At 45.7% G+C, this 26,486-nt stretch carries 17 protein-coding genes; 15 read left to right on the top strand and 2 right to left on the bottom strand.

Annotated features, from left to right (window positions below; translation table 11 throughout):
* Window positions 1-91: 91 nt before the first annotated feature.
* The 4 genes from GRF59_RS02965 to GRF59_RS02950 all read left to right on the top strand — a co-directional run bounded on the left by GRF59_RS02965 (window position 92) and on the right by GRF59_RS02950 (window position 2,448).
* Complete coding sequence (locus tag GRF59_RS02965; protein WP_202128476.1) at window positions 92-505, top strand: MerR family transcriptional regulator; 414 nt, start codon at window positions 92-94, stop codon at window positions 503-505.
* A gap of 317 nt (window positions 506-822) precedes the next feature.
* The gene (locus GRF59_RS02960; protein ID WP_160496165.1) at window positions 823-1,425 is read left to right on the top strand and encodes a TetR/AcrR family transcriptional regulator; all 603 of its coding nucleotides are present in this window, start codon (window positions 823-825) and stop codon (window positions 1,423-1,425) included.
* A gap of 5 nt (window positions 1,426-1,430) precedes the next feature.
* On the top strand, window positions 1,431-2,177 hold the full coding sequence (gene map / locus GRF59_RS02955; RefSeq protein ID WP_160496164.1) for a type I methionyl aminopeptidase: 747 nt from the start codon (window positions 1,431-1,433) through the stop codon (window positions 2,175-2,177).
* Window positions 2,178-2,217: 40 nt separating this feature from the next.
* Entirely contained in the window at window positions 2,218-2,448 is a 231-nt protein-coding gene (locus GRF59_RS02950; protein ID WP_160498091.1) for a CPBP family intramembrane glutamic endopeptidase, read from the top strand.
* 192 nt (window positions 2,449-2,640) lie between these two features.
* Here GRF59_RS02950 and GRF59_RS02945 read toward each other — a convergent pair whose 3' ends face one another.
* Entirely contained in the window at window positions 2,641-4,383 is a 1,743-nt protein-coding gene (locus GRF59_RS02945; RefSeq protein WP_160496163.1) for a sensor histidine kinase, read from the bottom strand.
* On the bottom strand, window positions 4,380-5,060 hold the full coding sequence (locus tag GRF59_RS02940; protein WP_160496162.1) for a response regulator transcription factor: 681 nt from the start codon (window positions 5,058-5,060) through the stop codon (window positions 4,380-4,382). Before GRF59_RS02940 ends, GRF59_RS02945 begins: the two co-directional genes overlap by 4 nt.
* 107 nt (window positions 5,061-5,167) lie before the next feature.
* On the opposite strand from GRF59_RS02940, the gene GRF59_RS02935 reads away from it, so the two are divergent.
* The 11 genes from GRF59_RS02935 to GRF59_RS02885 all read left to right on the top strand — a co-directional run bounded on the left by GRF59_RS02935 (window position 5,168) and on the right by GRF59_RS02885 (window position 26,405).
* Entirely contained in the window at window positions 5,168-6,037 is an 870-nt protein-coding gene (locus tag GRF59_RS02935) for a carbohydrate ABC transporter permease (RefSeq protein ID WP_160496161.1), read from the top strand.
* A 68-nt stretch (window positions 6,038-6,105) separates the two neighbouring features.
* The gene (locus GRF59_RS02930) at window positions 6,106-6,957 is read left to right on the top strand and encodes a carbohydrate ABC transporter permease (RefSeq protein WP_160498090.1); all 852 of its coding nucleotides are present in this window, start codon (window positions 6,106-6,108) and stop codon (window positions 6,955-6,957) included.
* 47 nt (window positions 6,958-7,004) lie between these two features.
* A complete protein-coding gene (locus GRF59_RS02925; protein WP_160496160.1) occupies window positions 7,005-8,186 on the top strand; it encodes an efflux RND transporter periplasmic adaptor subunit in 1,182 nt (393 codons plus the stop codon).
* A 13-nt stretch (window positions 8,187-8,199) separates the two neighbouring features.
* The gene (locus tag GRF59_RS02920) at window positions 8,200-9,552 is read left to right on the top strand and encodes an ABC transporter substrate-binding protein (protein WP_160496159.1); all 1,353 of its coding nucleotides are present in this window, start codon (window positions 8,200-8,202) and stop codon (window positions 9,550-9,552) included.
* A gap of 21 nt (window positions 9,553-9,573) precedes the next feature.
* The gene (locus GRF59_RS02915) at window positions 9,574-12,177 is read left to right on the top strand and encodes a hypothetical protein (protein WP_160496158.1); all 2,604 of its coding nucleotides are present in this window, start codon (window positions 9,574-9,576) and stop codon (window positions 12,175-12,177) included.
* Window positions 12,178-12,730: 553 nt separating this feature from the next.
* Window positions 12,731-13,672 (top strand): hypothetical protein, encoded by a 942-nt coding sequence (locus GRF59_RS02910; protein WP_160496157.1) that lies wholly within the window; start codon window positions 12,731-12,733, stop codon window positions 13,670-13,672.
* Window positions 13,673-13,798: 126 nt separating this feature from the next.
* Complete coding sequence (locus tag GRF59_RS02905) at window positions 13,799-20,578, top strand: stalk domain-containing protein (RefSeq protein ID WP_160496156.1); 6,780 nt, start codon at window positions 13,799-13,801, stop codon at window positions 20,576-20,578.
* Between the two features lie 763 nt (window positions 20,579-21,341).
* Window positions 21,342-22,688, top strand: a complete 1,347-nt coding sequence (locus GRF59_RS02900) for a lytic polysaccharide monooxygenase (RefSeq protein ID WP_160496155.1) — start codon at window positions 21,342-21,344, stop codon at window positions 22,686-22,688.
* A 452-nt stretch (window positions 22,689-23,140) separates the two neighbouring features.
* A complete protein-coding gene (locus GRF59_RS02895) occupies window positions 23,141-24,124 on the top strand; it encodes an alpha/beta fold hydrolase (protein WP_160496154.1) in 984 nt (327 codons plus the stop codon).
* Window positions 24,125-24,529: 405 nt separating this feature from the next.
* On the top strand, window positions 24,530-25,582 hold the full coding sequence (locus tag GRF59_RS02890; protein ID WP_160496153.1) for a helix-turn-helix transcriptional regulator: 1,053 nt from the start codon (window positions 24,530-24,532) through the stop codon (window positions 25,580-25,582).
* A gap of 31 nt (window positions 25,583-25,613) precedes the next feature.
* The gene (locus GRF59_RS02885) at window positions 25,614-26,405 is read left to right on the top strand and encodes an SDR family NAD(P)-dependent oxidoreductase (RefSeq protein ID WP_160496152.1); all 792 of its coding nucleotides are present in this window, start codon (window positions 25,614-25,616) and stop codon (window positions 26,403-26,405) included.
* Window positions 26,406-26,486 lie beyond the last annotated feature (81 nt).

Genomic DNA, 26,486 nt, shown 5'->3' with positions numbered 1-26,486 from the left:
GATATCCTCCTTCAAGAGTTGACTGCTTGATCATGTTAAGCATAAACTATAAAGTGAACTCTAGGGCAAGCGGTCCAAAGGAGAAATAATCATGAAAATTCAGGAACTGGCGGACAAGATGGGATTAACGATCCATACAATCCGCTTTTATGAAAAGGAAGGCTTGCTGGATGATCGGCATGTCCGGCGAGAAAGCAATAATTACCGTAACTATTCGGAAGAGGCTATCGAGCGGTTAAAACTCATCAAGAAGTTCCAGTCCATCGGCTGTTCGCTGGCTGAACTGAAGGAAGTTCTGCAGGACCACGACTCCAACGCGCACACAAACCTGCAGATTATAGATTGGATTCGCGGCAAGAAAAAGGAGATCGAAAGCAAGAAGGAAGAATACGACCAAATGCTGGATACCCTTAACAAGATGCTGAAGTATAGGACTCTACTCATGAACGATCCGCAAAAAGCTCAAGAGATGCTAATGACTTGGCATGCCAGCTCTTCCGATTGAGCTGCTCAGTAGCTGCCCATTTGTCCATGCGGAACAACTGAAACAGGAATGCATACTAGCGATTTCGTTAACGGGACAGGATAGTTGAATAACACATATTGTTGAGCAGGCTGCCGCAGCCTGCTCATTTTATTAAGCCAATGGGCAGTAAGTTCAACTATAACTATAATTTGCAGCAATTGATTTACAAGGATCAAACCAGTCAACTTGACTATGCGAAAAGCAGAAACCGTTCCTCGAAGTACTTGCTCCTTAATCCCAAATGAGATATATTGATTTTATATTGACATTACAGCAGGTCTAAAAAAGGAGGAGCCATGTCACCACGTACCAAAGAACAGAATGACGCGATCCGGGAGATACGGATGAACCAAATTATGCAAGCGGCTGCGGAAGTATATTTGGAAAAGGGCATTCAATTGGAAATACGCGATGTTGCGGTTAAGGCCGAGCTCGGCTACGGAACCGTGTATCATTACTACAAAAATAAGCACATGCTTTTGGAAGATTTACTGTGGGATGCCCTGTATCGAACGGAGTCAGCAATACTGCCTGCTTTGACGGAGGACGGCGATAGTTTGCATAAAGCTGAGTCGTTCTCCAGGCTGCTCCTGCGGATGTGCATCCAGGATCCTTCCGTATTTATTTTGCTTAAAACGGTTGCGGATAATTTTCATCACTTCCCGGGAAACCGTTTTATTAAGCTGTCTTCTGACTTTCATGGACGGATCTATTTGCCGTTTGTGGAATTGATCCGTGAAGGAATCGATTCCCAATCGCCGGAGAAAACAGCCAATCTGATATTTGGCTCACTAGTTGGCTGCACAGCATTGAACATCCACCACCATATGCAAAGTGATATGGATGCAGGAAAGATCGTCGATATGATCTTTTCAGGCTTACAGGCAAAGGAGAGATGAATGGAATGGTCACACTGAAATCAAAAGAAGAAATTGAAGAAATGAGAAAAGCCGGCCAAATTGTCGCCGCTTTTCATCAAGCCATAGCAGGAATGATCCGGCCGGGTGTCACGACGCTCGATATCGAGTCGTTCGCGGTGCGGTTCCTGAAGGAGAATGGCGCCAAGGCTTACACGATAGGCTACAACGGTTATCCCTTTGCGACATGTGCGTCTGTCAACGACGTCATTGCGCATGGTTTTCCGAATCGGAAACCGCTCAAGGAAGGGGACATTGTCACAATCGACATCGTCGCCGAGGCGGATGGCTGGATCGGCGATTCGGCCTGGAGTTATGCGGTCGGAGAGGTGTCGGAGGAAGCCCGTAATCTGATGCGGGTAACAAAGGAATGCTTATATCTTGGTATCGAAAAAGCTGTCGTTGGAAATCGGATCGGCGATGTGATGCACGCGGTTCAAACCCATGCCGAGCGAAACGGATACTCGGTGGTGCGCGATCTGCTCGGGCATGGCGTAGGAAGGGAGATGCACGAGGAACCTAATTATACCCACGTCGGGAATCCAGGCAAAGGGTTCCGCTTGAAGGAAGGGTTGGTTTTTACGATCGAGCCGATGATAAATGCCGGAAAAGCGTTAATGACGGTTGATGCCGACGGATGGACAGCCAGAACTGCTGACGGCTCGCTTTCCGCACAGTACGAGCATACGATCGCCATTACTGCGGATGGCCCGATTATATTGACCGCACAATAAAATTCAATTGTCTAATGACACAAATGTGAACCCAAGAAATATGGTGGACGACAGTAAAACAAAGAGTCTGCCGAGAAATGTCACATTATTTACTATAGTATTTGGTGTTGCTTCGGCAGGGATCGTGTCACCATTCTATGAAGAGATATTTTACTATGGATTTATATATCGTTGGCTACGGAATCGAGTTAGTATGAGATGTGCAAGAGTAAAGATTAGTTCACTAATCTTTACTCTTGCACATTTTCCCACTATCAATAATACAGAGTAACGGCAGCCTTTATTCTGCTGCCGTTTTCTAATCTAACGGGCAATTGAGTTGATAAATCCCACTACATGAGGATCGGAATCGAAAGTCGAAGTTTTACTGCATAAAAGTCGCTTATATGGCGGCTTTTTTTGTTTTAAGGGAACAAGAACATAGTTATCTTACCGATGTCTGGTCTTATTTGGTTGTTCCTGTTTATTGTCGCAACGACGAAAGCGGAAGTGTGAAATAAACAGCCACGCCGCCCTCAACGTTCCGGATTGCATATTTGCTTTCATGTAGTTCCAATAAATTTTTGACGATAGAAAGTCCGATCCCGTTCCCTCCGTCGTTACGGCTGCCGGACTCGTCTGTCCGGTAAAATGCATCCCACAAGTGCGGGATATGCTCATCCGGAATGGATCTTCCGGGATTAAAGATCAACACCTGCACCCAAGAAACCCCTTCTTGGGCAGGAGTGCTAGCGTGTCTTTTTTTTGTCATGCTGACCGTAATTTTAATGTCTCCGTCACCGGTTGCATGACGAATCGCGTTCGTCAGAATATTGGTAAAAATTTGTTGCAACCGCTGCGCATCGGAACGTACATCGACTTCATTCTGGACGATATTCCAATTCAGCTGGAGACGGCGTCCAGTAACCATGGGCTCCAAGGTACGTAAGACAGATATAATGATCTGCCGCAGATGGACATGCTCAAAGTGCAAACGAAACCTTCCGCTTTCAAGCTGAGACAGGTCCAACAGGTCATTCACCAAGCGCGACATCCGTTCAGACTCATGAATAATAACGGCGGCATATTTATCCCGCTTTACGCCTTCCCCTACATTATCTCGCAGAGCTTCCGCATAGCCCTGAATCAGGCTGACTGGGGTCTTCAGCTCATGGGAGACGCTGGCGACGAAACGTTTTCTGAGTTTTTCCAACTGCCTTTCTTTTTCGATATCTAGCAGCAACTGCTCGTTCGCATCTTTTAATTCCTCCATCGTACTATTCAGCTCGGTAGCCAGGTAATCAAAGGTTTGCGCAAGCTCACCAATCTCGTCCTCTCGCTTCATGTCGGCTCGCACGGAAAAATCCAACCTGGCGAGCCTCTTTGCCATTGTATTCAACTGAACCAAGGGACTCGAAATCATGCGGCTGAATAAAAATGCAAAGCCGAGCAGAAGGATGACCGCAGCGATATAGAAGTATCTGTAGAACCCGCCCAGAAGCGACTCCGCATCAGACACAGGCTCTAAGGTCGATACGGTAACCAAATAACGCTCTTGCCCCTGATCGGGGGAGAGTGGGGCAATCGCTGCCCAGATTCGTTCATTTTCAGACATCCCTGCGACACCTTGATTAAATATTTGCGTCGTGACACCTTCGTGCAGCTGCTGCTGCAGCATATCTCCAAGCTTGGATTGAAGCATATTATTGAGCCGCTCAGCATCGGCATTATACCAATGAATAGGAGTAACAATTTTTCTGATACGCGCTTTATTCTGTTGTTCATCTGCTTTTGATTGCGATGGCAGTTCTATTGTTTTCCTCGGATAGGTAACGGCATCGTCCGGGTTCGCCATAATCAAATGAACCGATAATTTCTTGGCCGGATCGACAAGCTCAATCGGTACCGTTTTCAGCGGGCGATTCCCCAGATAAACCTGGACGTCATTTCCCTGCTTGTACACAATGCCGGATAGGGAATAGTGGTCGGAGTCAAACTCTGACAGTCGGTTCATCGATACTTTCGAAAGATTGCTGGAGATGTGTTCTTGCAGTTGTCCATACATGCTGCGAAAATCTTTTTCCAGCTGAGAACCTCGCACCTGAAGCGAATAAGGCTTGAAAAATATGAACTGAAGCACCATAAACAACGTGACGAACAGTAAAAAACTTATTGCAGTCGTCCAGTATACTTTTGTTGTTAAACGTCCTTTTTTCCATATGCTCATGGTTGATATTTATACCCGTTCCCTCTCACGGTCACAATCCGGCTAGCCTCCAGGCCTAACTTGCGGCGGAGCCTCTTGATGCTGGTATCGACAGCACGGACGTCACCGAAATAATCGAATCCCCACAGGGCGTCAAGTAGGTTATCCCGTGTGAGTACATGATTAGGATGTTTTGCCAAATAACACAAGAGTTCAAATTCTTTCAATGACAAAGGGACCGGTTCTCCGCCGATACGTAGCTCCCATGCCGCTTCGTCGATAACGAAGTCGCTTTGCTCCGCTTCATTTCCGCTGGCTTTCACCTCTCCGAAACGCTGCAGCAGCACACCGACTTTCCTCGAAAGAACTTTTGGGCTGAAAGGTTTGGTAACATAGTCATCCGCACCGCTCTCGTACCCGTATAATTTGTCTTCATCTTCCGATTTTGCCGTCAGCATAATGACCAGTGCCTTCGAGAAGGTTCGCAGCTGCGTGCACACCTCGAATCCATCCATTCCCGGCATCATTAAGTCTAAAATTACCAGATCAATATCTTGTTCACGCAATATTCGTAGTGCATCCGTTCCGTTCTCTGCTTGCATTACCGAGTAGCCATCATCCGTCAAATAATCGGTAACAAGTTCTCGAACTAATTGCTCATCGTCGACAATGAGGACCACAGGCTGTTTGCCTATCATTTACTTTTCAACTTCCTTTCCAAATACGTGACACTTAATGGACACATTGGTCCTTTATACTACAGTTCGGCAAGCAAAATCTTTCAACCCATTATGGAGGATGACTTATGAGATTGCAACACAAGCTCCGGGGAGATCCGGTGATCGCACTCGGCTTTCTTGCTCCCAGCTTAATCGGGTTCGCGCTTTTTTATATGGTCCCATTTGTCATGGGAATGGTGTATTCCGTGCAGGATGGCACCAGGGAAGCACATTTTGTCGGGCTCGATAACTATATCGCGTTATTTCAAAGTCAATCCTTTCGCAAGGCCGCATGGAATACCATCTGGTTTACCGCCGTCAGCGTTCCGGTCATGTTATGCAGTGCGGTATGGATTGCAATAGCTCTGAACGGCAAGCTTTTTATCCGCCGCTGGCTGCGAACAGCCTATGTATTGCCGCTCGTCGTGCCGGTTGCCTCCGTCGTACTCGTCTGGCAGACATTTTTCGAGTGGAATGGCGCCCTCAATCACATCTTTGATTATTTCGGCTGGCACAGAGTGGATTGGCTCAAGTCGGATGCATCACGGTGGATCGTATTATTTTTGTATATGTGGAAGAACCTCGGGTACAACGTCATTCTCATCCTGGCAGGATTGCAGGGCATTTCGAAAGACTACTATGAGGTAGCAGAGATAGAAGGAGGCACCAGACGTACCAAACTGGCCATTACGCTCATTTATTTGATGCCGACGCTCATTTTTGTTGCGGTGATGGCAATCGTTCAATCTTTTAAAGTGTTCCGGGAGACTTATCTGCTAGCCGGAGATTATCCGCATGACAGTATTTATCAGCTTCAACACTATATGAACAACATGTTTGCTTCGATTGAGATTCAGAAACTGACAGCGTCAGCCGTCGTTATGGTGATTGCAATTTGGATTATTGTTACGATCCTTTTTCGGGCAGAACGATGGTTCCGAAGCTTCATGGAATAAACGCTTGGAAAGGAGGTGTACCCGTGATTCAATCCACTCGGCGCAAACAATCCTTAGGCAAGAAACACATGCCGTATGTCAGAAAGCTAATCAACACATTAATATTGTGCATTCCGGCTGCTATTTTTCTGCTTCCGGTCGTTCTTACGACACTCAACTCGATCATGACAGGCCCAGAAATCCAGGAGAATTACGCGGCTCTGGGCAAAGATCAATCTGCCGGCTGGATTAATTTGAAATTTGTTCCGGACTTGGTTTCATTCGAACAGTACAAGCACATTCTCATTGACAATGCCAATTTTCTGCGCATGTTCTGGAATTCGGTGATGCTGGTCGTGCCGATTATCGTTGGCCAGACCGTGGTCGCGAGCCTTGCAGCTTACGCCTTGACGAAACTTCGCTTCCGGGGAAGAGAGGCGCTCTTCTATGTGTACCTGATTACGATGCTGATGCCGTTCCAGGTTACGCTCGTTCCGAACTATATCGTGGCCGATTGGTTCGGTTGGATTAATACGCCGACGGCAATCATCGGGCCGGGTATATTTGCGGCATTTGGCGTATTTCTGATGAGGCAGTTTTTAATGAACATTCCTTACGCCTATATTGAAGCCGGAAAAATCGACGGAGCCAGCCACTTGCGAATTTTCCTTTCGATCATGATGCCGATGATCCGGCCGGGAATTGTCGCGTTAGTCCTGCTGTTGTTCGTAGACTACTGGAATATGGTTGAACAACCGCTGATATTCCTGCAGGATGCCATGAAGCAGCCGCTTTCGGTATATCTGTCGAAATTAAGAGGAGACAGCTTGAGCGTAGCGTTCGCGGCCTCGGTTGTATATATGACTCCGATGGTTCTTCTCTTCATGAACGCGGAACCGCACTTTATCGCGGGCATCCAGCAATCAGGTATCAAGGGCTAAAGAGAGTAACGGACTCGAGATCAGGATGTTGAAAGGAGAAACGTTCTTTGGATACAGAGAAGCGAAGTGGAAAGGTATGGAAATGGCTGATAATCGTGTTCGTGATAGCGATGATTCTGCTTACGCTGTTTAGCGGAACCATTCAAAATGTAATGCTGCCGAAGGTTGTGACCGCCTCACCGTCCGATGAGAAACTCAAGGCCGAAATCAACGGCGATGGCAGGCTGCAAGCAACCGAACAGACCGATATGACGAATCAAAATGGTTTGCCTATGAAAAAGATCCGGGTGAATGAGGGAGACAACGTTGAGAAAGGCGATATTCTCGTTGAATTTGATCTCAGCGAATTAAATCATCAGCTTCTGGACGAAGAAGCCGCTATTCAGGAGAAGGAGTTAAATGGCGACAAGTTGAAGCAGGATTTTTTGGATGCGACTTTGGGGGGCGATGAGATCAAGATTCAAGATGCCACCCGTAATCTCGATTCCTATAAAATTGAGTTTGGCATAGAGCAGAGAAAGCTGCAGGCGTTAAAAAATGATATAGAGAAAAAACGCTACCTGAAAGCTCCTTATGCCGGAACGATTACGGAAATCAAGGCAAGCAAAGATGATATTCCCTCTGCAGGACAAGCAATAGCGACATTAGTAAAAAAAGCGGACGGATATCAATTCACATTTTCGATTCCGGATGATCAGGCGAAATGGTTAGAAGAAAAAGAAACGGTAGACGTACAAGTAACGGAAGGCAAGAAATCGGCGAAAGTGAAAGGAAATATCGAATCCATTGTTTTCGGAAACAGCGGCGGCAATTCCCAGGGTTCGGGAATGAGCATGGCTGCTCCGGATGCGTCTGAGAAAAAGGATGATTCAGCTTCCCCAGGCGCTGCAACCTATCAAGTGACGGTGGGGGTGACGGAAGAGCCTAAAAATATGGCTTTGGCCGCAGGCATGAAAGCTTCAACCCAAATCATCCATGTCAACGATGCGAAGGGATATGTCATATCCAATGACTGGATGAAACAGGATCAGGACGGTAAATATGTGCTCGTCGTCGAGAAGCAGCTTGGCGCATTCGGCAATGATTATACCGTCAAAAAAGCGTATGTCCGAATCATTGCATCTTCTGCGGATCAAGCACTGGTGAGCGGATTAACCAAGAAGGATGACATTATTACCGAATCAAGCGAACCGCTGCAAGACGGGGATCGGGTGCGGGTCAAATCATGAGAGGAGAATGAAGATGAATACATTGAAAAAAAGTACATGGGGAAAGGTGTCTGCGATCATCTGCGTGATCCCGATGCTGCTGTCTGCATGCGGCGCACCAGGTGCCAGCGATAAAACAAGCGACGATGACAAAGGGGACGGAGGTAAAAAAGCGGTCACGATTTCCGTGACGGATACCAACCGTTTCCTGCAAAATGCTGAACAGGAATATGAAAAAACCCATCCTGATGTTGACATCGTGATTAAGCCTTACCGCGAAGCACAAGAACTTGCCGAGAATCAGATGGCTACCGCGATGACACAAGAGGAATTTGAAAAGTATGTAAGCACGGTAAATACTGAAATGATGTCTGGCAAAGGGCCGGATATCCTCTCCATGACCGGACTTCCGATCGGAAAGTATGCCGAAAAAGACTTGCTCGCCAATTCCTATGATCTTATGAAAGACGATTCCGATTTTAAAAAGGATCATTATTTCCAAAACATTTGGAAAGCTTCAGAAAATGACGGTAAGCTCTTGGCACTGCCGATCGACGTGAAGCTGAATATGATGCTCGTCAATAATAAGCTGCTTCAGCAGGCAGGTGTAGCGGTAAACCAGCCGTGGACGTGGGATGACTTCGTAAATGTGACTGAGCAAGTAAAGAAAAAGGCCGGAGATGATATCTACGCAAATGGCAACAGTGAGCCGCAGTCTTATTTGTATCAACTTGCCAGGGAAAACTACTCGCAGCTTGTAGATCCGGTGAAAAAGCTGGCCCACTTTGACTCTCCATTGTTCCGTAAATGGGTTGAACAAGTTGAAAGCATGTATAAAAACGAAATTCTGACCAAAGAATCTGTGGATATCGACCACGCTTTGTTCTCGGATAGAGCGATTCTTGACCCTACGTCATATATTATGTTCGATGATCATGAAACTTTGAAATCACCGTCGGTGGATAAAAACAACAACCACCTGTCATTTTATTCGACGACCTTTGGTATCAATAACAACTCCCCGGTGAAACAGGAGGCATGGTCCTTCCTGAAGTTCCTGATATCTGATGAAATGCAGGAATCACCTGAAATGAACGGTATGCCAATCAATAAAACGTCCTACAACAAGAAGTTTGATGATCTGGTCGAGCAGGCGAAAAACGGAACCGTGAAAACGAAGTACGGCGATACACCAACGACCAAAACGCCTGAAGAGCTTGAAAAATTCCGTCCATTAATTGAAGAAGCTGACTCAAACTCCAACACGGATTCCAAAGTGCTGCAAATCGTTCTTGAGGAGATTAAAACGTATTATAACGGCGAAAAATCTCTCGAAGAAGTGATTCATCTGATTCAAAGCCGGGCGATGACGTATCTGAACGAGTAATAACCGGAAGGGGGAAAAGCAATGGGGAAGCGTCAAAAAATATACGTTGCGTTACTTGCCGGGATCATGGTTTTGAGTCAGCTTTCAGCGCAACAGGCTGAAACTGCTTCTGCCCAATCCAGTGCAAACACCAAAAATAATGCGGGCTCGCTACCCGGCAGCCTAGGCATGGTATCCCTTGGCTCGAATGTCAACGTGTCACTGGAAAATGCGAACATCTGGCAGCAGCCCGGCGGCAACATCCTGTCATATACGCTTAACTATTCCAATGGCAGCGGCCGCAATGCCAGCCTTCGGAATTACTTTTCAAAGGTGATTACACCCGGCGGTTCTGTTCTTCAGGGCCGTCCCATCCACGAAGAGGATTTGAAGAAAAACGTCATTGCTAAGGGAAGCACGCGTGTAACGTATTACGTTAATATCGGTCAGATGAATTCGTTAAAAGGGATAAAAATAGGCATGTTCATCTGGGATGCAAATGCGAAGGGATACTTAAGACAAACTGGTGTATTCCCATTTCCCGCCAATTACTCTCCCGCTGCAGCAAGCGGTAAAAGCATGAATACGTTCATTCAAGATATCCCAATAACGGGAAGAGGCCAATCGCTCGAAATCTATAAATATAATGGAAAAGTATATGCGAAAGTCGGATTCATGCTGATCAACCGCGGAAACAAAGTGCTGGAAGACTCCGGTACTACAGCATATTTGGTGTCGGCGGGAGGAAGCAGGTATGAGTTGGCGCTAAGCAGCGCTCAAGTCGGATATAAAATTCAGCCACAGGAGAAGAAGACAATCTATTATGTGACGGAAATTCCTCCTTATCTGAAAACCGACAATATGAAGCTGCAATTCACCCGGAAAGATGAAACGCTTAAGCTGGAATACGCTACATCTTCATACGCTCTTCCAGCTGCGGTTCAGCCGAATTTGGTTGTCGGCCCCGGGCAGATCAAAAACATTGACATTAACAGCAATTCAGTTGAAACGAAACTGCAAAATGCCAGTGTCTATGCAGAAAACGACCTAGGGCAATGGTCTTTCCAGCTGCATCTTAAAAATAAGGGCGACAAACCGGTCACGATGCCTACATATGAACTGTCGGTTAGATCGTCGGACGGAAAATCGTTTCCAGTGGAAGCGGGAAGGTTAAACGGATTGACATTGAAGCCGCTTGAGGAGAAGGTCATTCCGCTCCATGCAGAAATCCCGCTTGAGGTGGAGCAGAATTCTCTGAAGCTCGAAATGATTGAATCGGTCGCGAAATCCGGAGGCAAGGCAGGTTCTGAGGATCAAGCGGGTAGTATGGAGACAGCGGGAGAAAACAATCGATCAGGCACTAACGGGTCGGGAGGGTCATCCTCAGGGATGAAACTGAATACACCGGTCGCCTACTTTACGATTCCATACATGCTTCATACCGATACGCAAAAAGAGGTTGTATATAATACAACGAATCAGTACGGCACATTTTCCTATAGCCTGGACTCATTGCAGCGCTTCCCATGGAAAGATGAAGATATCGTAATCGCCAAATTGAATATTACGAACACGCAGTCCAAGAATATTTCGCTGCCGGAGCTTAAGGGTGCGTTCAAGCTGGACAATGACGATTTAACTTCGTCTACAGAGCTGTTCACGGATAGCAATGTGACGACGTTAGCTCCGGGAAAAAGCGTGGAGTTGAACGTACTGGCCAAGGTGCCGTATACGACGGATTTTAATTCCATAAAAATAGAGCTGTATTCCTCGGATAAAGATGTGAAAGTGCCTTTCCTGACGCTGAGCACGCGAGGAACCATGAATGCGGTGACAGCAATCGATAAAGGTGGAAGCTACACGATTTCAACGATTGGAAAAAAAGCGAAAGTTCAAGAAAATAAAACAACCGTCTATGAAGGAAGCAACTATAACATAGTATACAGCGAGATGCTATTGAGTAATGAAGAAAAGCGGCAAAGCCAGATGCAGAGGCTCCAAGCTTATTTTAGAACTTCTGACGGTCAGTTGTATCACGCAGTATCCAATCAAACGGATGCTATCGCGACGCCGGGATTCAAGCAGTTGGTTGTATTCTGGACAAAGCTTCCTAAATCGGTATCAACCTCAGACCTTCAGATGTACCTGGGAGAAGGGATTACTGACAACAAATACAGTGGGCCGGGAGACGATCCAACCGGATTTGTCAATGTTTCTTCTTTGGAGCTAAGTCCGGTGAGGAATTCGCCGCAATCGAACTTCACGAATGTACCGTTACTCCCTTATACGTTATCCGTTCTCAATTCGACAGGATCAAAAATGAAGGGAAGCGATACAATGAATATTACGATCAATTACGATTTGCAGCGGGATAATCGGTACGAAATCGGAAATATGGATCATAAACTGATTCTTCGAATGACCGATCCTTACGGTCAATCGCAAGAGAAAACCCTCAGCATTGGTACAGATCTCATCGAGGGTAATAATACCTATTCGGCCTCCTATACGAATAATCTGTATAAGGATATGAGTAGCGGAGGATATAAGTTGACCCTTTACGAGGAAATGATAGGCGAACGTATAGAATTAGCAAGCCAAAGTTACTATTTGTCCGTTACGAATGGATCAGACACGCAGCAATAATCAGTGTTGTAGGACCTAAATTGACGTACAATGAAGGGAAAGTCGCCATATTTTCAACGTGCATTATAAAAATGACAAAAGTCGTCTTTATAGAAGTTGGGAGAGATGGGGATTTTACTCGGTTTTCAAGGAACTAACAATACACAACTGCTGATTCTGTATTGAATGATCACCCAGAATTACATTTATACGTTAATATCTAATGGCTTCGTCCTTTGTTTTCAGAGGGCGAAGCCATTAGTGTTTTGGGGATTATAGCGGACAGCTCGCAATAGACCATCTTGTTGAAGCCCAAATAGAGGTATTTTTTATCAAAACGACAGTTCCTTTATATGATATTGCTCCCTAGCACACCACATAATTGCGAACTAGGACTTTTTTTATAAGTCAAATTTGTTCTACTTCAGTCTAAATAAGCGCTTACATTCGGGGATCGCTAAACTTACAATGATGTCTAACCATTTAAATTGGGGAACTACTCCAATAACGTCGACGAATTCACTGTCATAGGCTTTCTTGCAAAGGTAGTTTGAATATTGGAAGGGGGGACGTCATGGGGATTATAAAACGAAAATCAACAGTGATTATCTTGTTTACCGCGCTTATTGTTCTTGCTTTATTCTTGTTGAGTTTAACGAACAATAAGGCGGATCTGCCTGAAAATTGGATATTTACAGTAGATGGATACGCCGTAACTGAGGAAGAATTTCAATTTTATGTCAAAGAGCAGAGAGCTATAACGGCAGACTATTTCTTCAGAACCTATGGGGCACAAGTAGATGAAGGCTTCTGGACACGTCCATACGGCGAAAATCTTGAAACCCCATCCGAATATGCCAAAAAATCTGCGATGACTGCATTGCTAAAGACCAAGCAGGAGCAATTTATTGCAGACGAGCGGGGGATCGCCCCTTACAGAAGCTTTGATGAGCTAAAATCCGACATGAAAGATGAAAATGTTAAGCGAGCTAAGATGGATGATTCAGGAGGGACTTACTATGGGTTGCCTCAGTTTGATTTATATCAATACATGCAATATTTAAGCGGCGCCCGTTGGCCGGATTTGGTAGAAACCCAGGTTAAAAAAACGAAAATGAGCGATGCCGAGCTGCAAGCCGAGTATGCATCGAAAAGTGCGGAATATGTTCGCGTTGCTGATGAATTAACGGCCGCGTTAGCGACAGCGGGACAGTCCAAGGAAGAGAAAGTGCTAAATCGATTGGATATCTCCAAAGAAGATACCGAGTCTCTTCAGTTCTGGGAGTCATTAGCTGCTGCTTCTGTAGGTGAAACCGTAATCGGTAAATATATGGGCGAGGATGTCGTTGCCACATTAATCACAAAACCGGAAACCACCAAGCTTAAACTGGAAGAAGTGAAAGATTCCATTATAAACGGATGGGCGGAATCTGACTTGCGAGCTTTCATTGCAAATACGAATAAGTTGAAGATCATGTATAACGGTAATCGATTCAGTGAATTCGTAGTGAACTAGAATCGTTATGTTTTTAGGTTTATAAAAATCTGTGTTTATTGAAGCTTCCATAGATGCAGATGTTTTATAAAGGTTTCATTTACTAATTTCAAAGGGAGGGATTTTGGGATGAGACGATCGAGATGGATGCAGAAAGCTTTGTCGATTGCTACGGCAACGACCTTAGTATTCCCTGGTCTGTTCGGCTTGGCGCCTTCATCTGAAGTATCGGCTGCGGGAGGGGGCGAATCTTTTGACGCCGTTGTACTGGAGTTGACACAAGCGGCAGGTCAGGCAGGCAGGGTGAATCTTACCTATAAAGGTTCGCCATTAAGCAGCCTGGTAAAAGGACCGGTTATGGACGAGGTTAGTTATGATTCCAGCAATTCGAATCTGTTAACTGTTAATAACCAGGGGAACATTGCTTTAGCTGGCGGTTATACATTTGCGTCGCCAGGTGCACCGGGCATCCCGGTGACAATCACGGCCACGGCGAGTTATTACTATGACTCAGATGTGTTATTCATGGAGGACTTCGAGAACAACAATGGTCCAATGACATCAACAGGCAAATTAGGTTCATCATTCGCGCTGTCCGATGCTCAGTCCCGTTCTGGATTGAAAGCGATTACACCATCAAATGATACGAATAATGAAAATGTAGCCCAAGACGTGGCATTGCCGGCAGGCAGCAATTATAAGATGACGGCATGGTATTTTGACCCGTATCCTGATGAGGAGAAGACAGCGTCGGATCGAACTCAATTTGCTATTGTAGATGGCAAAAATGCCACCTTTGCCGGGACATTCTATCAAAGTTCAGAGGCAGATGTTATTCATAATCCGACGAGATATACTTGGGCGTATGCACCATCATCAGCGGGTACAGCAGGCAACCGTTGGAAAGATAGCGGGGCTTTACGTTCCACAGGCTGGCATAAATTCGAGTGGCTCATTACACCGAATGGTGCGACGTTACAAATCGACGGAAAATTAATATCCGATTCAGCGCAAAGTGATATTTACAAAGCTATGAAGAGCGGTACAACCATTCAGCCTAAAATAGCTGGAGGATGGAACGGCCAGTCAGGCAACAAAGCTTATATTAAAAATAAACATCTAATCGACGATTTCTATGTTGTAAAAGATGTGGCTACGACCACTGGAACCAGAACATTAACATTGAATCTGGTACCTCCCGGCGGATTGCCAAATTTAGAAATAATCACTCAGCCAACAGCAATAGAAGTGAAACAAGGTGAGACAGCAACATTTAGCGTTACGGCATCAGCCGCTGCTGCAGCATATCAATGGTATGTATCTGACGACGAGACAGGTTTGAACGGGTCAAAAGTCAGCGGAGCAGATAAGGCGGTATTAACGCTTCCCAATGTGGACTCAGCTTCACAACAAGGGGAATTTTATTATTGCGAAGTGTCTTCGGCAGAGGGAGTAGTGGTGAAATCCCTTGCTGTACCATTGTTGATAACCACCAATACACAGGTGAATGCGCCAATTAACCCGACGCTTGACCCGGACACGGGCATTTATACAGGCGCATCCAATTACGGTGATACCCTTGTAACACTGCTCAAAGACGGTGTACCTATTGGTTATTATTTGTCAAAAAATGGTGGACCAGACCAGCCTAACAATCATGAAAGGCATCATGTTCTGCCCTATGCAAGGGCACTGGGAGCGGGCAATTACACGGTTACAGCCATTGTCATTAATCATGCGGGGGACATCAGTGAAGAAGTTGCAGCATCCGGAATATTGACGATCGAGAAATTGCCAGCACCGGCTAATGTCAGATGGAATGGCACACATGCCACATGGGATCGCGTCGCTAACGCATCTGCCTATTCGGTTCAACTCTTCAGTAATGGTGTGGCTAATGGAAGCCCGATTGCAGCAACAAGCAATGATGCAGCTTTGTCCCCGACTTTACATGATACATTTAAAGTGAAAGCAAACGGCAACGCAACGTCACGGTTCTTGGACTCTGATGAATCAGGGGAGAGTACACAATATTCAGCCAACATTGCGCTAATTCGCCAGAACGATACGTTACGGGCAGGAGATAGAACACGGTTAATCGTGGATACTGCTGATGTATTCGTTGCCGATAACATCAGCTTCAGCCCGGCGGATCAAGACAAGGATAAGATTGAAGTCGATGATGCCGGATTCGTGACGGTTAAGAAAGGTTATGTTCCGACAGGGAACGAAGAGGTCACTGTTCAAGTGAGCGTTGATTACTTCAATAAAGCTGACACTATGTTTTACGATGGATTTGAAGGGGAGAAGAAATTTTCAAATGGTGCGAACGGATATGTTCATAGCGATGAAATGTCCCGTACAGGGGCAAAGGCCGCAACAACAAGCGGCGCCGGTCAGGTGGCTACGGTTCCAGGTACCTATAATTACGCCCCTGCAACCGGTAAGACAACCATCGTTACTGCTTGGTACTATGATGATGGCAGAGCGGCTTCCAATGACCACGCTGTCTTTGGCTTAACCCCATCGTCCAATGAACATATCGCAATAAATTATGGCAATGGAGATGGCGACTGGGCGGCCAATCTGACCAATTATGCAGTCAGACCCGGTTCATCCGGGAGATTCTATCCTGTCGATGTCAAGCGAAGCGAAGGCTGGCATAAATTTCAATGGTTCGTTACATCAACGGGAACAACCTATAAAATCGATGGACAAGACATTCGAAGGCAATCAACAGATGGCGGCAATTTTGATACCCTGATTAAGAACAATATTTCCAAGATCGATGCATTGCAGCTTGCGACGAACTGGGGCAACAAGGCTGGAACGGTTAAGGATATACAGAACAGGCACTTTATCGATGACGTATATGTGATCGATAGTGGAATAACCGCCCAAACCGGAACTGCTTCTATTACATTAAAGCTCTTGCCTAAAGAGTATAGTCACTTGGAAGACAGCACATATGTCATTGGTCTGGATGACTATAATATCACCGTAAATCCTGATTTAGCGGATCTGGCGGGAGTGGAGATTGGTACTGCAACTCTCCAGCGGGATGTGGATTATACAGTTAGCGGTAATGTATTGAAGATTAATAAGGAATCATTCGCTAGAAATCATATCGTGCCGGGGAAATATACCGTTAGACTTGATCTGAATCCTGCCGAAATCACATTCGAGTTGAACATTGTACCCCTTGAAGTCCGTGATTATTATTTCTCCAATAACGGTGACGATCATGCAGATGGACGCACACCTGCTACGGCATGGAAATCAATCTCCAAGATTAATGAATATGTATTTATGCCAGGTTCAACCATCTATCTGGATGCGAATAGTGTATGGAGTGAACAAATCAGACTGCGCGGCAATGGTGAGGAAGGAAATCCAATTACGCTTACAAAATATAATACGAACGATCCTAACCAGCGACCGATCATTAACGGCGGGGGAACAGCGTCGAGCCCATCAGGCATTTCCTTAAACGGTACAATTGAGTTATATGACGTTAACTATTGGGTAGTCAGTGGAATTGAAGTGACGAACATCGGCAATGCAGCAGGTGACGGCCGTTCCGGCATCGCTGTCATGTCACGGATTTCCAAGCTGGGACAAGGCCAGTTTAATATTCAAGATTATGCTGATGCTCGTATGCAAGGAATCGTCATTCGAGATAACTATGTTCATGATGTCAATGGGCTGCACCAAGCAAATGGAGCAAGTAAGGTATCCGGCGGCATCATTATTAATGGATATGTAGATATATTGGTTGAAGGCAACAAAACCCTTCGCTGCGATAACGAAGGCATTCGCAATAATGCCTACGGGCCAAGCAGTCCAGGGACTAATAACACAGGCATTACTTGGAGTAACTCCAGCTATCCTTGGGCATCAAACGCTGTGTTTAGAAACAACTGGGTTTCTAGTTCGGTTGGAGATGGCATGGTCCTGTCCGGCGGGAACAACTCCCTTGTGGAACGAAATGTGATCACGGACAGCGGTTACAGCTATTTAAGCGATAAGAGCGGCAACCTGGTTGCGAACTGGGGGCCAAATAATACAACGCCAACATATCTAGGTTCGCAAAACTATGCGGCAGCGTGGATTATGGCAAGTAAAGGCACGATCTTCCGCTATAATGAGGCCGTGGATAACCCTTATCATGCAAGTAATGACGGCATGGCTTGGGATATTGACAACTATTGTCAGGACAATGTGTATGAATACAATTACAGCCGAAATAACTATGGCGGTTGGTACTTACAGATGAATGCTGCCAAGGGCAATATCGTTCGCTATAACATTAGCGTGAACGACGGTCGCAGCCCGGATTTTAACAAGAGCTTTAACAGTCTTGTATTACTTGCGGGAGGTTCTTCAACGAGCGAGGAATTAAGCGGATTATACTATAACAATGTGATCGTCACGCCATTGAAGAATAGCAGTTCGTTAGTATTTGACCCGACAGCCTCCAACTTACACATTTATTTCCAAAATAATATATTTGCCTACACGGGGGCAAACAACCAGGTTGGTCTGAAAGGCGGGGGAACATCAGCTCCATTTGCAGCCGGACGGTTTACGAACAACATTGTATATCCGGCTAATATTTTTGGTAGCATGAATGCAGGTGGTGGCGGATATCTAGGTTCAGGCGTAACGGCAACAGATAACCGCTATGTAACGGAAGAGGAACTAAATTCTATATTAAATGATTATACATCTGCGCCGGAACATTGGATTACCAACAGCGGAACAGTGGAAGCCAAGCTGGATTACAGTGCGATGAACGGGTTCCGTCTTACTGACGGTAATAACCTGGCCTATGGTGCAGGTGCCGAAATTGTAAGTCCATATGTGGATCGCGCGAACGCACTGCCTCATATGACGGAGAGAACAGACTTCTTCGATAATCCACTTAGCGGCAGAACGCCTTCCATCGGCGCACACAACCCTTTTGCGGTAACTTTTGATTCCAACGGTGGCAGCGAAGTTGTGATGAAGTTCGCTGATATGGGCGGGACAATTACCGAGCCAACAGCGCCGATCAAAGATAAAGCTGTTTTCGGCGGTTGGTATCAAGATGCAGGATTAAACGCTGCCTGGGATTTTGCTGCTGATCCTGTTACAAAGGATACTGAATTATATGCGAAATGGGTTGAAGACGCAGGTACGGCGCCAACGATTACGACGAATTCACTTGCGGATGGCAAGGTAGGACAACCTTATTCGGCAGTTCTTACCACTGACGGCGATAAGCCGATCAAATGGGCCGTTGCAGATGGTCAATTGCCATCAGGATTGAGCTTGGATGAAGATGCAGGTGTTATCTCGGGAATACCGGATCAATGGGGTCAATTTACGTTTAACGTTCAAGCTAACAATGACGCAGGCAGTGACACGAAACCGTTCAATATAGTGATCACTGAAGATGTCTCAACTGACACAGCTCCGGAGATTATCACTAAGAATTTGCCAAGTGGCAAAGCTAGACAACCGTATACGGTAACACTAGCGGTATATGGCAGCGAACCGATGACTTGGAAGGTCCAGGGAGGCGATTTACCAGAAGATTTGAACCTGGATGAAACAACAGGCGTTATCTCGGGTACGCCTCAAGAGGCAGGATATTACGAATTCACTGTTGCAGCAACGAATGACTTTGGGATGGATGAGCAAGTATTGAGCATCGAGGTCACAGAGGATAAGCCGGTTGATACAGCTCCAGAGATTATCACTAAGAATCTGCCAAGCGGCAAAGTTGGACAACCGTATACAGTAACATTAGCGGTATACGGCGACGAACCAATGACTTGGACAGTGAGCGATAATGATTTACCTGCTGGGTTGAAATTAGAAGGAGTTACGGGCGTTATTTCAGGGATGCCTACTGAAGCGGGAACGTACAAATTCACGGTTACGGCTTCCAATCATGCTGGCATGGATACGATAGAGTTAACTATCGTTATTACTGCAAATAACAACGGCGGCAATAATGGCAATAACAATGGCGGTAGTTCGGGTGGCCAAAACAGTACGCCGACTCCTTCACCAGAATCACCGGTAACGGATCGTATTGATGCTGCAATCAAAGAGCAGCTGAAGAAGGGCAATTCCATTGAATTGACGATGTCAGCCGGAAAAGATGAGCTTGAGATACAAAGCGATACGATTAGTGCAATTATTAAAGCCGACAAACCGCTAACCGTTACGAATGACACCGTATCTGTTGAATTGTCACCTGAACTGTTGAAGCAGTTGAATACAGGCAAGAGGATGAAGATTGTCATTAAACCTGTAGATGAAGGAGACGGAGTTATAGGGCGGGGATATGAGTTGAAGATCTTCGCAAATGGCCGGGAAGTAACGGATTACACAGGGCTTATACCTGTAACCTTCGATCTGACAAAAGAGAGGTTGTCGACTAACGATATGAGCATGTTATGCGGTGTCATGCTTCGATTAGACGGTAACATGGAACGTATAGGCGGCATCTATGACCATAAGACAGGTAAATTTACTTTCACGGCAATCGGGCTAGGCTATATCTTCGTTACAACCAAGCCTGAACCTGTGAAATTGGAACTTACTCTAGGTAAGACAGGGTATAAATTAAACGGAATCGAAATGAGTATGGACGTTGCTTCAATGGTAGTTAACGGCAGAACGTTGGTGCCACTGCGCTTTGTTGCTGAGAGCTTAGGAGCAAATGTAGGCTGGGATAACATGACGAAAACCGTAATGATTACCTTGAACGGTCAGACTTTGCCGATTGCGATCGGTGAACTTGCACCAGGAATGGATGTAGCAGCTGAACTTGTAAACGGACGTACGATGCTCCCATTACGCTTCATTGCCGAGTATTTTGGCGCAGATGTATTCTTCGATAATACTACGAAATCCATTAGTATCATGAAGTAGTATTCGCTACCAATAGCAGCTACTCGCGAACCCCTCTAACATGCACTGCAATCAAGTGCTAAGTTAGAGGGGTTTCTTCATTATGATTTTGGGTTTGGTATGCAACCTTAAATTTGGATTTCTTCATAGCTGCCGGAGCGAAGAGCGGATAAATTACACCATTGACATTATTTGGTTATTGTTTAATAATATTTACATCCAATTACTGGTAAATAATTTTCGTTTCTGGATAACCCAATCATCAACTTCAATTGGCTTTTTGACACTCCGCTAACACGACACCATTTGTGACGAAACTCTATTATGCCTATCTGTATCCCTCTAATTTGAGACACGATTCCAATCCCCTCCATGCTTTACCCATAGGCGTACTTACTTGGTTTTGATCTCTACATATCTCTACATCGTTGCGCATTATGAATGTCAGCATTTATCAGCAGTTTACATAGCTGTTTCTATATAGTAGAGCAGAGTTCTTAAGCTTCATTTCCCCATTCCATGAAGATTTCCAACCCGCTTTTCTACGCTTCTCACCATGTGATTAGGTATTGTTTTTCATGACTTTGTAAGAGTATATAAGCTCTAAGGAGTTTGTATAAAACAGCCTAAAAAAGGAGCGGATGCCCGCACGTTAACGGTTGTGCACAGCTTTGTCTGGAATATATTCAAGAGAGGAGACAGCTCAAAAGATCGTGGCAAAGATGGTGTCCGAAAAACGAAAGGCACATCATGACCAAACCAAATCATGGGAGGTAATATGACGATGGTTCAAACTCGTTTGGATTCCCGTTTCATCCTGCGATTCATGCTGATTGGCGGCGGATTGCTGCTCTTATTCGCTTGTATGTTCTCCTTCTCGAAGACCGTGTCAGCTCACGGATACATTAATGATCCGTCCAGCCGCGCGATCCAGTGTAAAAACGGATTGAATACCAACTGCGGCCCGATCATCTATGAGCCTCAGAGCCTGGAGGGGCCGAAAGGATTTCCTTCTGCCGGACCCCCTGACGGCAAAATCGCCAGCGCCGGCCTTGCTGGTTTCTCTCAGCTTGACCAGCAATCAGCCACGCGCTGGAACAAGGTGAACATGACGAGCGGCACCAACAACTTTACTTGGATTTTTACCGCTCGTCATGCCACGACAAGCTACCGTTATTTCATCACCAAGCCGGATTGGAATCCCAATGCACCGTTGACCCGCGCCCAGTTTGATCTGACTCCGTTCTGCACGATTAACGGGAATGGCCAGCAGCCGCCGGCTACATTAACCCATACCTGCAACGTGCCGCAAAGAGACGGTTATCATGTCATCCTCGGCGTGTGGGATATCGCGGATACCCAAAACGCCTGGTACATCGTCATCGATGCCCAATTTGGTCCTGGTGACAGCATCGCACCTACGGCCCCAACTAATTTGGCCGTCAGCAACGTTGGTACAACGACGGCCACGCTGACTTGGGGAGCCTCGACGGACAACAATGCCGTCGCGGGTTATGAGGTGTACAACGGCGCAAGTGTCATCGCCACTACGCCTGCCAATCAGACGAGCGCCAATCTCACCAATCTATTGGCAGGCACGACTTATAACTTAGCGGTGAAGGCGTTCGACGCTTCCGGCAACCGGTCGCCCGGTAGCAATAGTGTCCAGTTTACGACCACGCAGTTACCGGTTGACGTGACGCCGCCGACCAATCCGACCGGCCTGCATGTGATGGGCACGCCGACATCGACGTCAGTCACGTTGATGTGGAATGCATCCACAGATGCTTCCGGCATCGCCGGTTACCGGATTTACAACGGCAGCACGGTGATCGCTACCGTCACTGGAACGGCAACCGAAAAGGTCGTTACCGATTTGTCTCCGAACTCGCAATATACATTTACCGTCCGCGCTTACGACCCGTCCAACAACGAATCTGGCAACAGCAATGCCGTGACGGTGTCAACGCCTGACGGTCCGAGTGCAACGCCATGGGCGCCAAATACCGCTTATGCGGTCAATGCGCTCGTATCCTATAACGGCAAGGTGTACAAATGCGTCCAGAACCATACCTCCTTGCCGGGTTGGGAGCCGAGCAATGTGCCCGCACTCTGGCAGCTACAACCATAAACGCAGGCTTTAGATAAGCAGGAAGTCCGCCGCTTGCAAAGAGCGGCGGGCTTATTTTGCATGGAATCCATTCGACCGAATGGATTAAAAGAACACAGCCATAATATGATTCAGTCTCTGTTAAAACCATTTTCTCAATTTATATAACTCCTGGAAACATTGGTTTCACAAAAAATCTCTATTTGTGTAGAGAGTGTATACCTCCAACAAGAAACAAAACTGTTATAGGACAAAAACATAGTCCCATTCAATGTCGCTAAATTAGCGGCTTTTTTGTTTTATCGACACAAGTTCCTTATCCCGAAGCGAAGACATGAGCTTGTGCCGATTGCCGAAAAAGCTTTGTTCATACTCCGTTCATATGGCGTTCATTGAGAGGACATATTGGTTTGCTAGACTTGCATTAGTGGATCGCAAACCCATTGTATCGATAACAAGAGGAGCTGAATAATTTGACACAACCAGAAGGAAAGCAAGTAAGGAATAGTTCAAAAACAAAGAAAGTACTACATATTTTGCTTAAAGTAATCGTCGCAGTATTGATAGTCATCCTACTTTTTATCGCCACCGTGTATACCGTGAATAAAATCAGCAGTCACTCAGAACAGAAAAGAATGGAACAATACGGTCAGCATGTATCAGTAGATGGTAAACAGATGAATGTTTTCATTCAAGGCCAAGGTGATGAAACCATTGTGATTCTTCCTGGTTATGGAACTGCGGCGCCTGCACTTGATTTTAAACCACTCATATCAGAGTTAATCCCTGACTATAAAGTCGTCGTGATTGAACCTTTTGGTTACGGATTGAGTGATCTAACCCAGAAGGAGCGTAGTACAGCAAATATCGTAAGCGAAATTCATGAAGCGTTACAAAGTCTCCATGTAGATCGTTATTTTCTCATGGGTCATTCTATTTCTGGGCTCTATAGTCTGGCTTATGTGAACCAATATCCAAACGAAGTAAAAGCGTTTATCGGGCTGGATAGCAGCGTTCCCTCGCTGAGTGAACAGAAGATTGATTCGTCCGTGACAGAACCGATTAAATGGTTCCGTACCTTGGGCTTCGCCCGTATACAGTTGAAATTGAGTGCTGACCCTTATGATGGACTGCCCTATGATGAACAAACTAAAGAACAATTGAACATTTTGCTACGTAAAAATATGTATAACACAACTCAATTAAATGAGGCAGTGAGCATGTATTCCAACTTTAAAGCAGCAGAACAGCTAACGTTTCCTTCTGATTTACCGGTCCTTTTCTTTGTTCAAGCGAATCACCCTGTGACGGACCGATGGATCCCCGAACATGAGAAGCAAATAGAGAAGTCTGTACATGGAGAAATGGTCTTATTGGACGCGGGACATTATTTATATCGTTCCCATCCAAAAGAAATCTCTAAAAAAATAAAGGATTTTACGAGCGGAATAAAATAATTAGATAACATTTTCTTCAGGTGATAATGTCGTGAAAGAGAACATATAAGTCGCTAAAACAATTGAGTGAGAATTTCTAGTGAACGCTCTAGAATAAGAACCCAAAACCAGGAATTCAAAACATCGGAGTTCCTGGTTTTGTTGTCTGGGGACAAGAATATCGTTCCATTGTAGAGTAAAAAACGCAATATACCAGTCTTTTTTGATAACATTGAGCCTTCTCACTTCATTCTCTTGTTTGTTTTCTAGAATATTACATTTGAAAACGGCGCAATTTGCTAGTGTGTTGTCACTCTTTGCTAGTTACATATCGGAAAGTTAAGGGTAACATAAGATCCGTAAGTCAACGAAGCGAAAGGATGTTTCTCATCCATATGTGTCAGTCAACAGAAGGAGGTGAATTGAATGGCCACCCATTCCTTTGACCGTTTAAAAATGCCGTTAGGTTTTTGGGAAGGACTGCGTCAATTGGGGATAGCCTCGCATGAAGTAGCCCGCAAAGCCGGATTGCCGCTCACGATTGTAACTGAGCCGACTGTGAATATCGCCCAATATTATGCAATCTGGCAGGCGTATTCCGATTTAGCGGGTGATATTGCCCAAGGGATGATCAAACTTGCAACCATTTATGAAGTAACAAAATATCCACCAACTATATTGGCCACGTATCATGCTCGTGATTATCGCGATGCTTTGCACCGGATGGCCCGTTATAAACAGCTCTGTCCTCCCGAAAGGTTAAGGATGATTGAAGATGGCGAGGAATGTACCATTGATTTAGAATGGCTCGTTACCGATCAATCTTGTCCACCATTGCTGGTGGGGATCACATTGGCATTCCTGCTTGAGTTGGGACGGCGGGGCACAGGTCAGCATCTGATAGCCAGTGCTGTAGAATTTTCGCAGCCGATGGGAGATGTACAGACTCTTGAAGCTTATTTTGGGTGCAGTATCCGAACGGATGCCAGTCGCAATCGATTGACGCTGCATCGGAAAGATCTGGATCGTCCTTTCCTTACTTATAATGAAGAGCTGCTTGAGATTCTCACCCCGGCACTGGACCGCACGCTGCATGAACGTCAAGGAAATCGTTCCGTGTCGGAGATGGTCAAATGGATCATGAAGCGCAGTTTCAGCGCCGGACGTCCCAATGTACAGATGGTCGCCAAGGAATTAGGCATGAGCGACCGTACTTTACAGCGCCGTCTAACCGATGAAAACACAAGTTTCATCCATCTTCTCACACAAGCAAGGCATGAGCAGGCACGGATGTATTTAGCAGATTTATCATTCGATATCAAGGAAGTGGCATTCCTGATCGGATATGAAGACCAAAATTCATTTTACCGCGCATTCCGCGCTTGGGAAGGCGATACGCCTGCCAATTGGCGCGGAGAACATGCGGAGGGATATGCAAACGTAGAAGATACACCTTCAGATAGACGGAATATTCATTAATCAACCAGAACAGAAAATGGAGACATGTAACATGGATATGGGATTGAATAACAAAACAGCGTTGGTAACAGGTTCAACGAAAGGAATCGGCAAAGCCATTGCCATCGAGTTGGCAAAAGAAGGAGTCAACGTACTTATCAATGGACGAAATTCGGAAGAGGTAGAACACGTAGTCAGCGAAATCAAGTCTGCGTACCCGAATACTTCACCTCAAAATGCGGCAGCCGATATCGTCAGTGTCGCTGAGCGGGAAACATTGTTTGAAAAGTTCCCGCAGATTGATATTTTGGTAAACAACACCGGGATTTATGAGATCATGTCTTATTATGACGTTGACGATGCCATATGGGAAAAATACATTCAGACTAACGTACTTTCCGCAAATGCGCTGACCCAATTTTATATGCCCACCATGCTGAACAATGGCTTTGGCCGGATCATCTTTATTGCAAGTGAAGAAGCGGTTATGCCTGGACATATGCCACAATATGCCGTAACCAAATCCATGCTTCTCTCTTTGTCGAAGAGTCTGTCCAAATTGACGGTGGGGACGGAAGTAACGGTCAATACGATTATGCCTGGACCAACACTTTCGGAAAATGTAAAACAGATCATCGAAAGCGTCTTTCAGGACAAAAACATGACATTTGAGGAGAAAGAAAAAACGTTCATTGCCGCCAATCTCCCGCAATCCGAGTTGCAGCGGTTCATTAGACCAATCGAGATCGGCAGACTTGCGACATTTGTATGCAGCCCTTATGCAACACCATTCAAAGGTTCACCGATCCGTATGGACGGGGGAATGGTTCCCACGATTTACTAATCATGCCCAATGGGCAGAATAGCATAACAACATCAAATACTGCCGGATTCAGTAAAAAAAGAGCCGCTTCCGAAGTCTGAA

The organism is Paenibacillus dendrobii, assembly GCF_009807035.1.
GTDB lineage: Bacteria > Bacillota > Bacilli > Paenibacillales > Paenibacillaceae > Paenibacillus_AQ > Paenibacillus_AQ dendrobii.
This window is presented reverse-complemented; position numbering and strand designations above follow the sequence as displayed.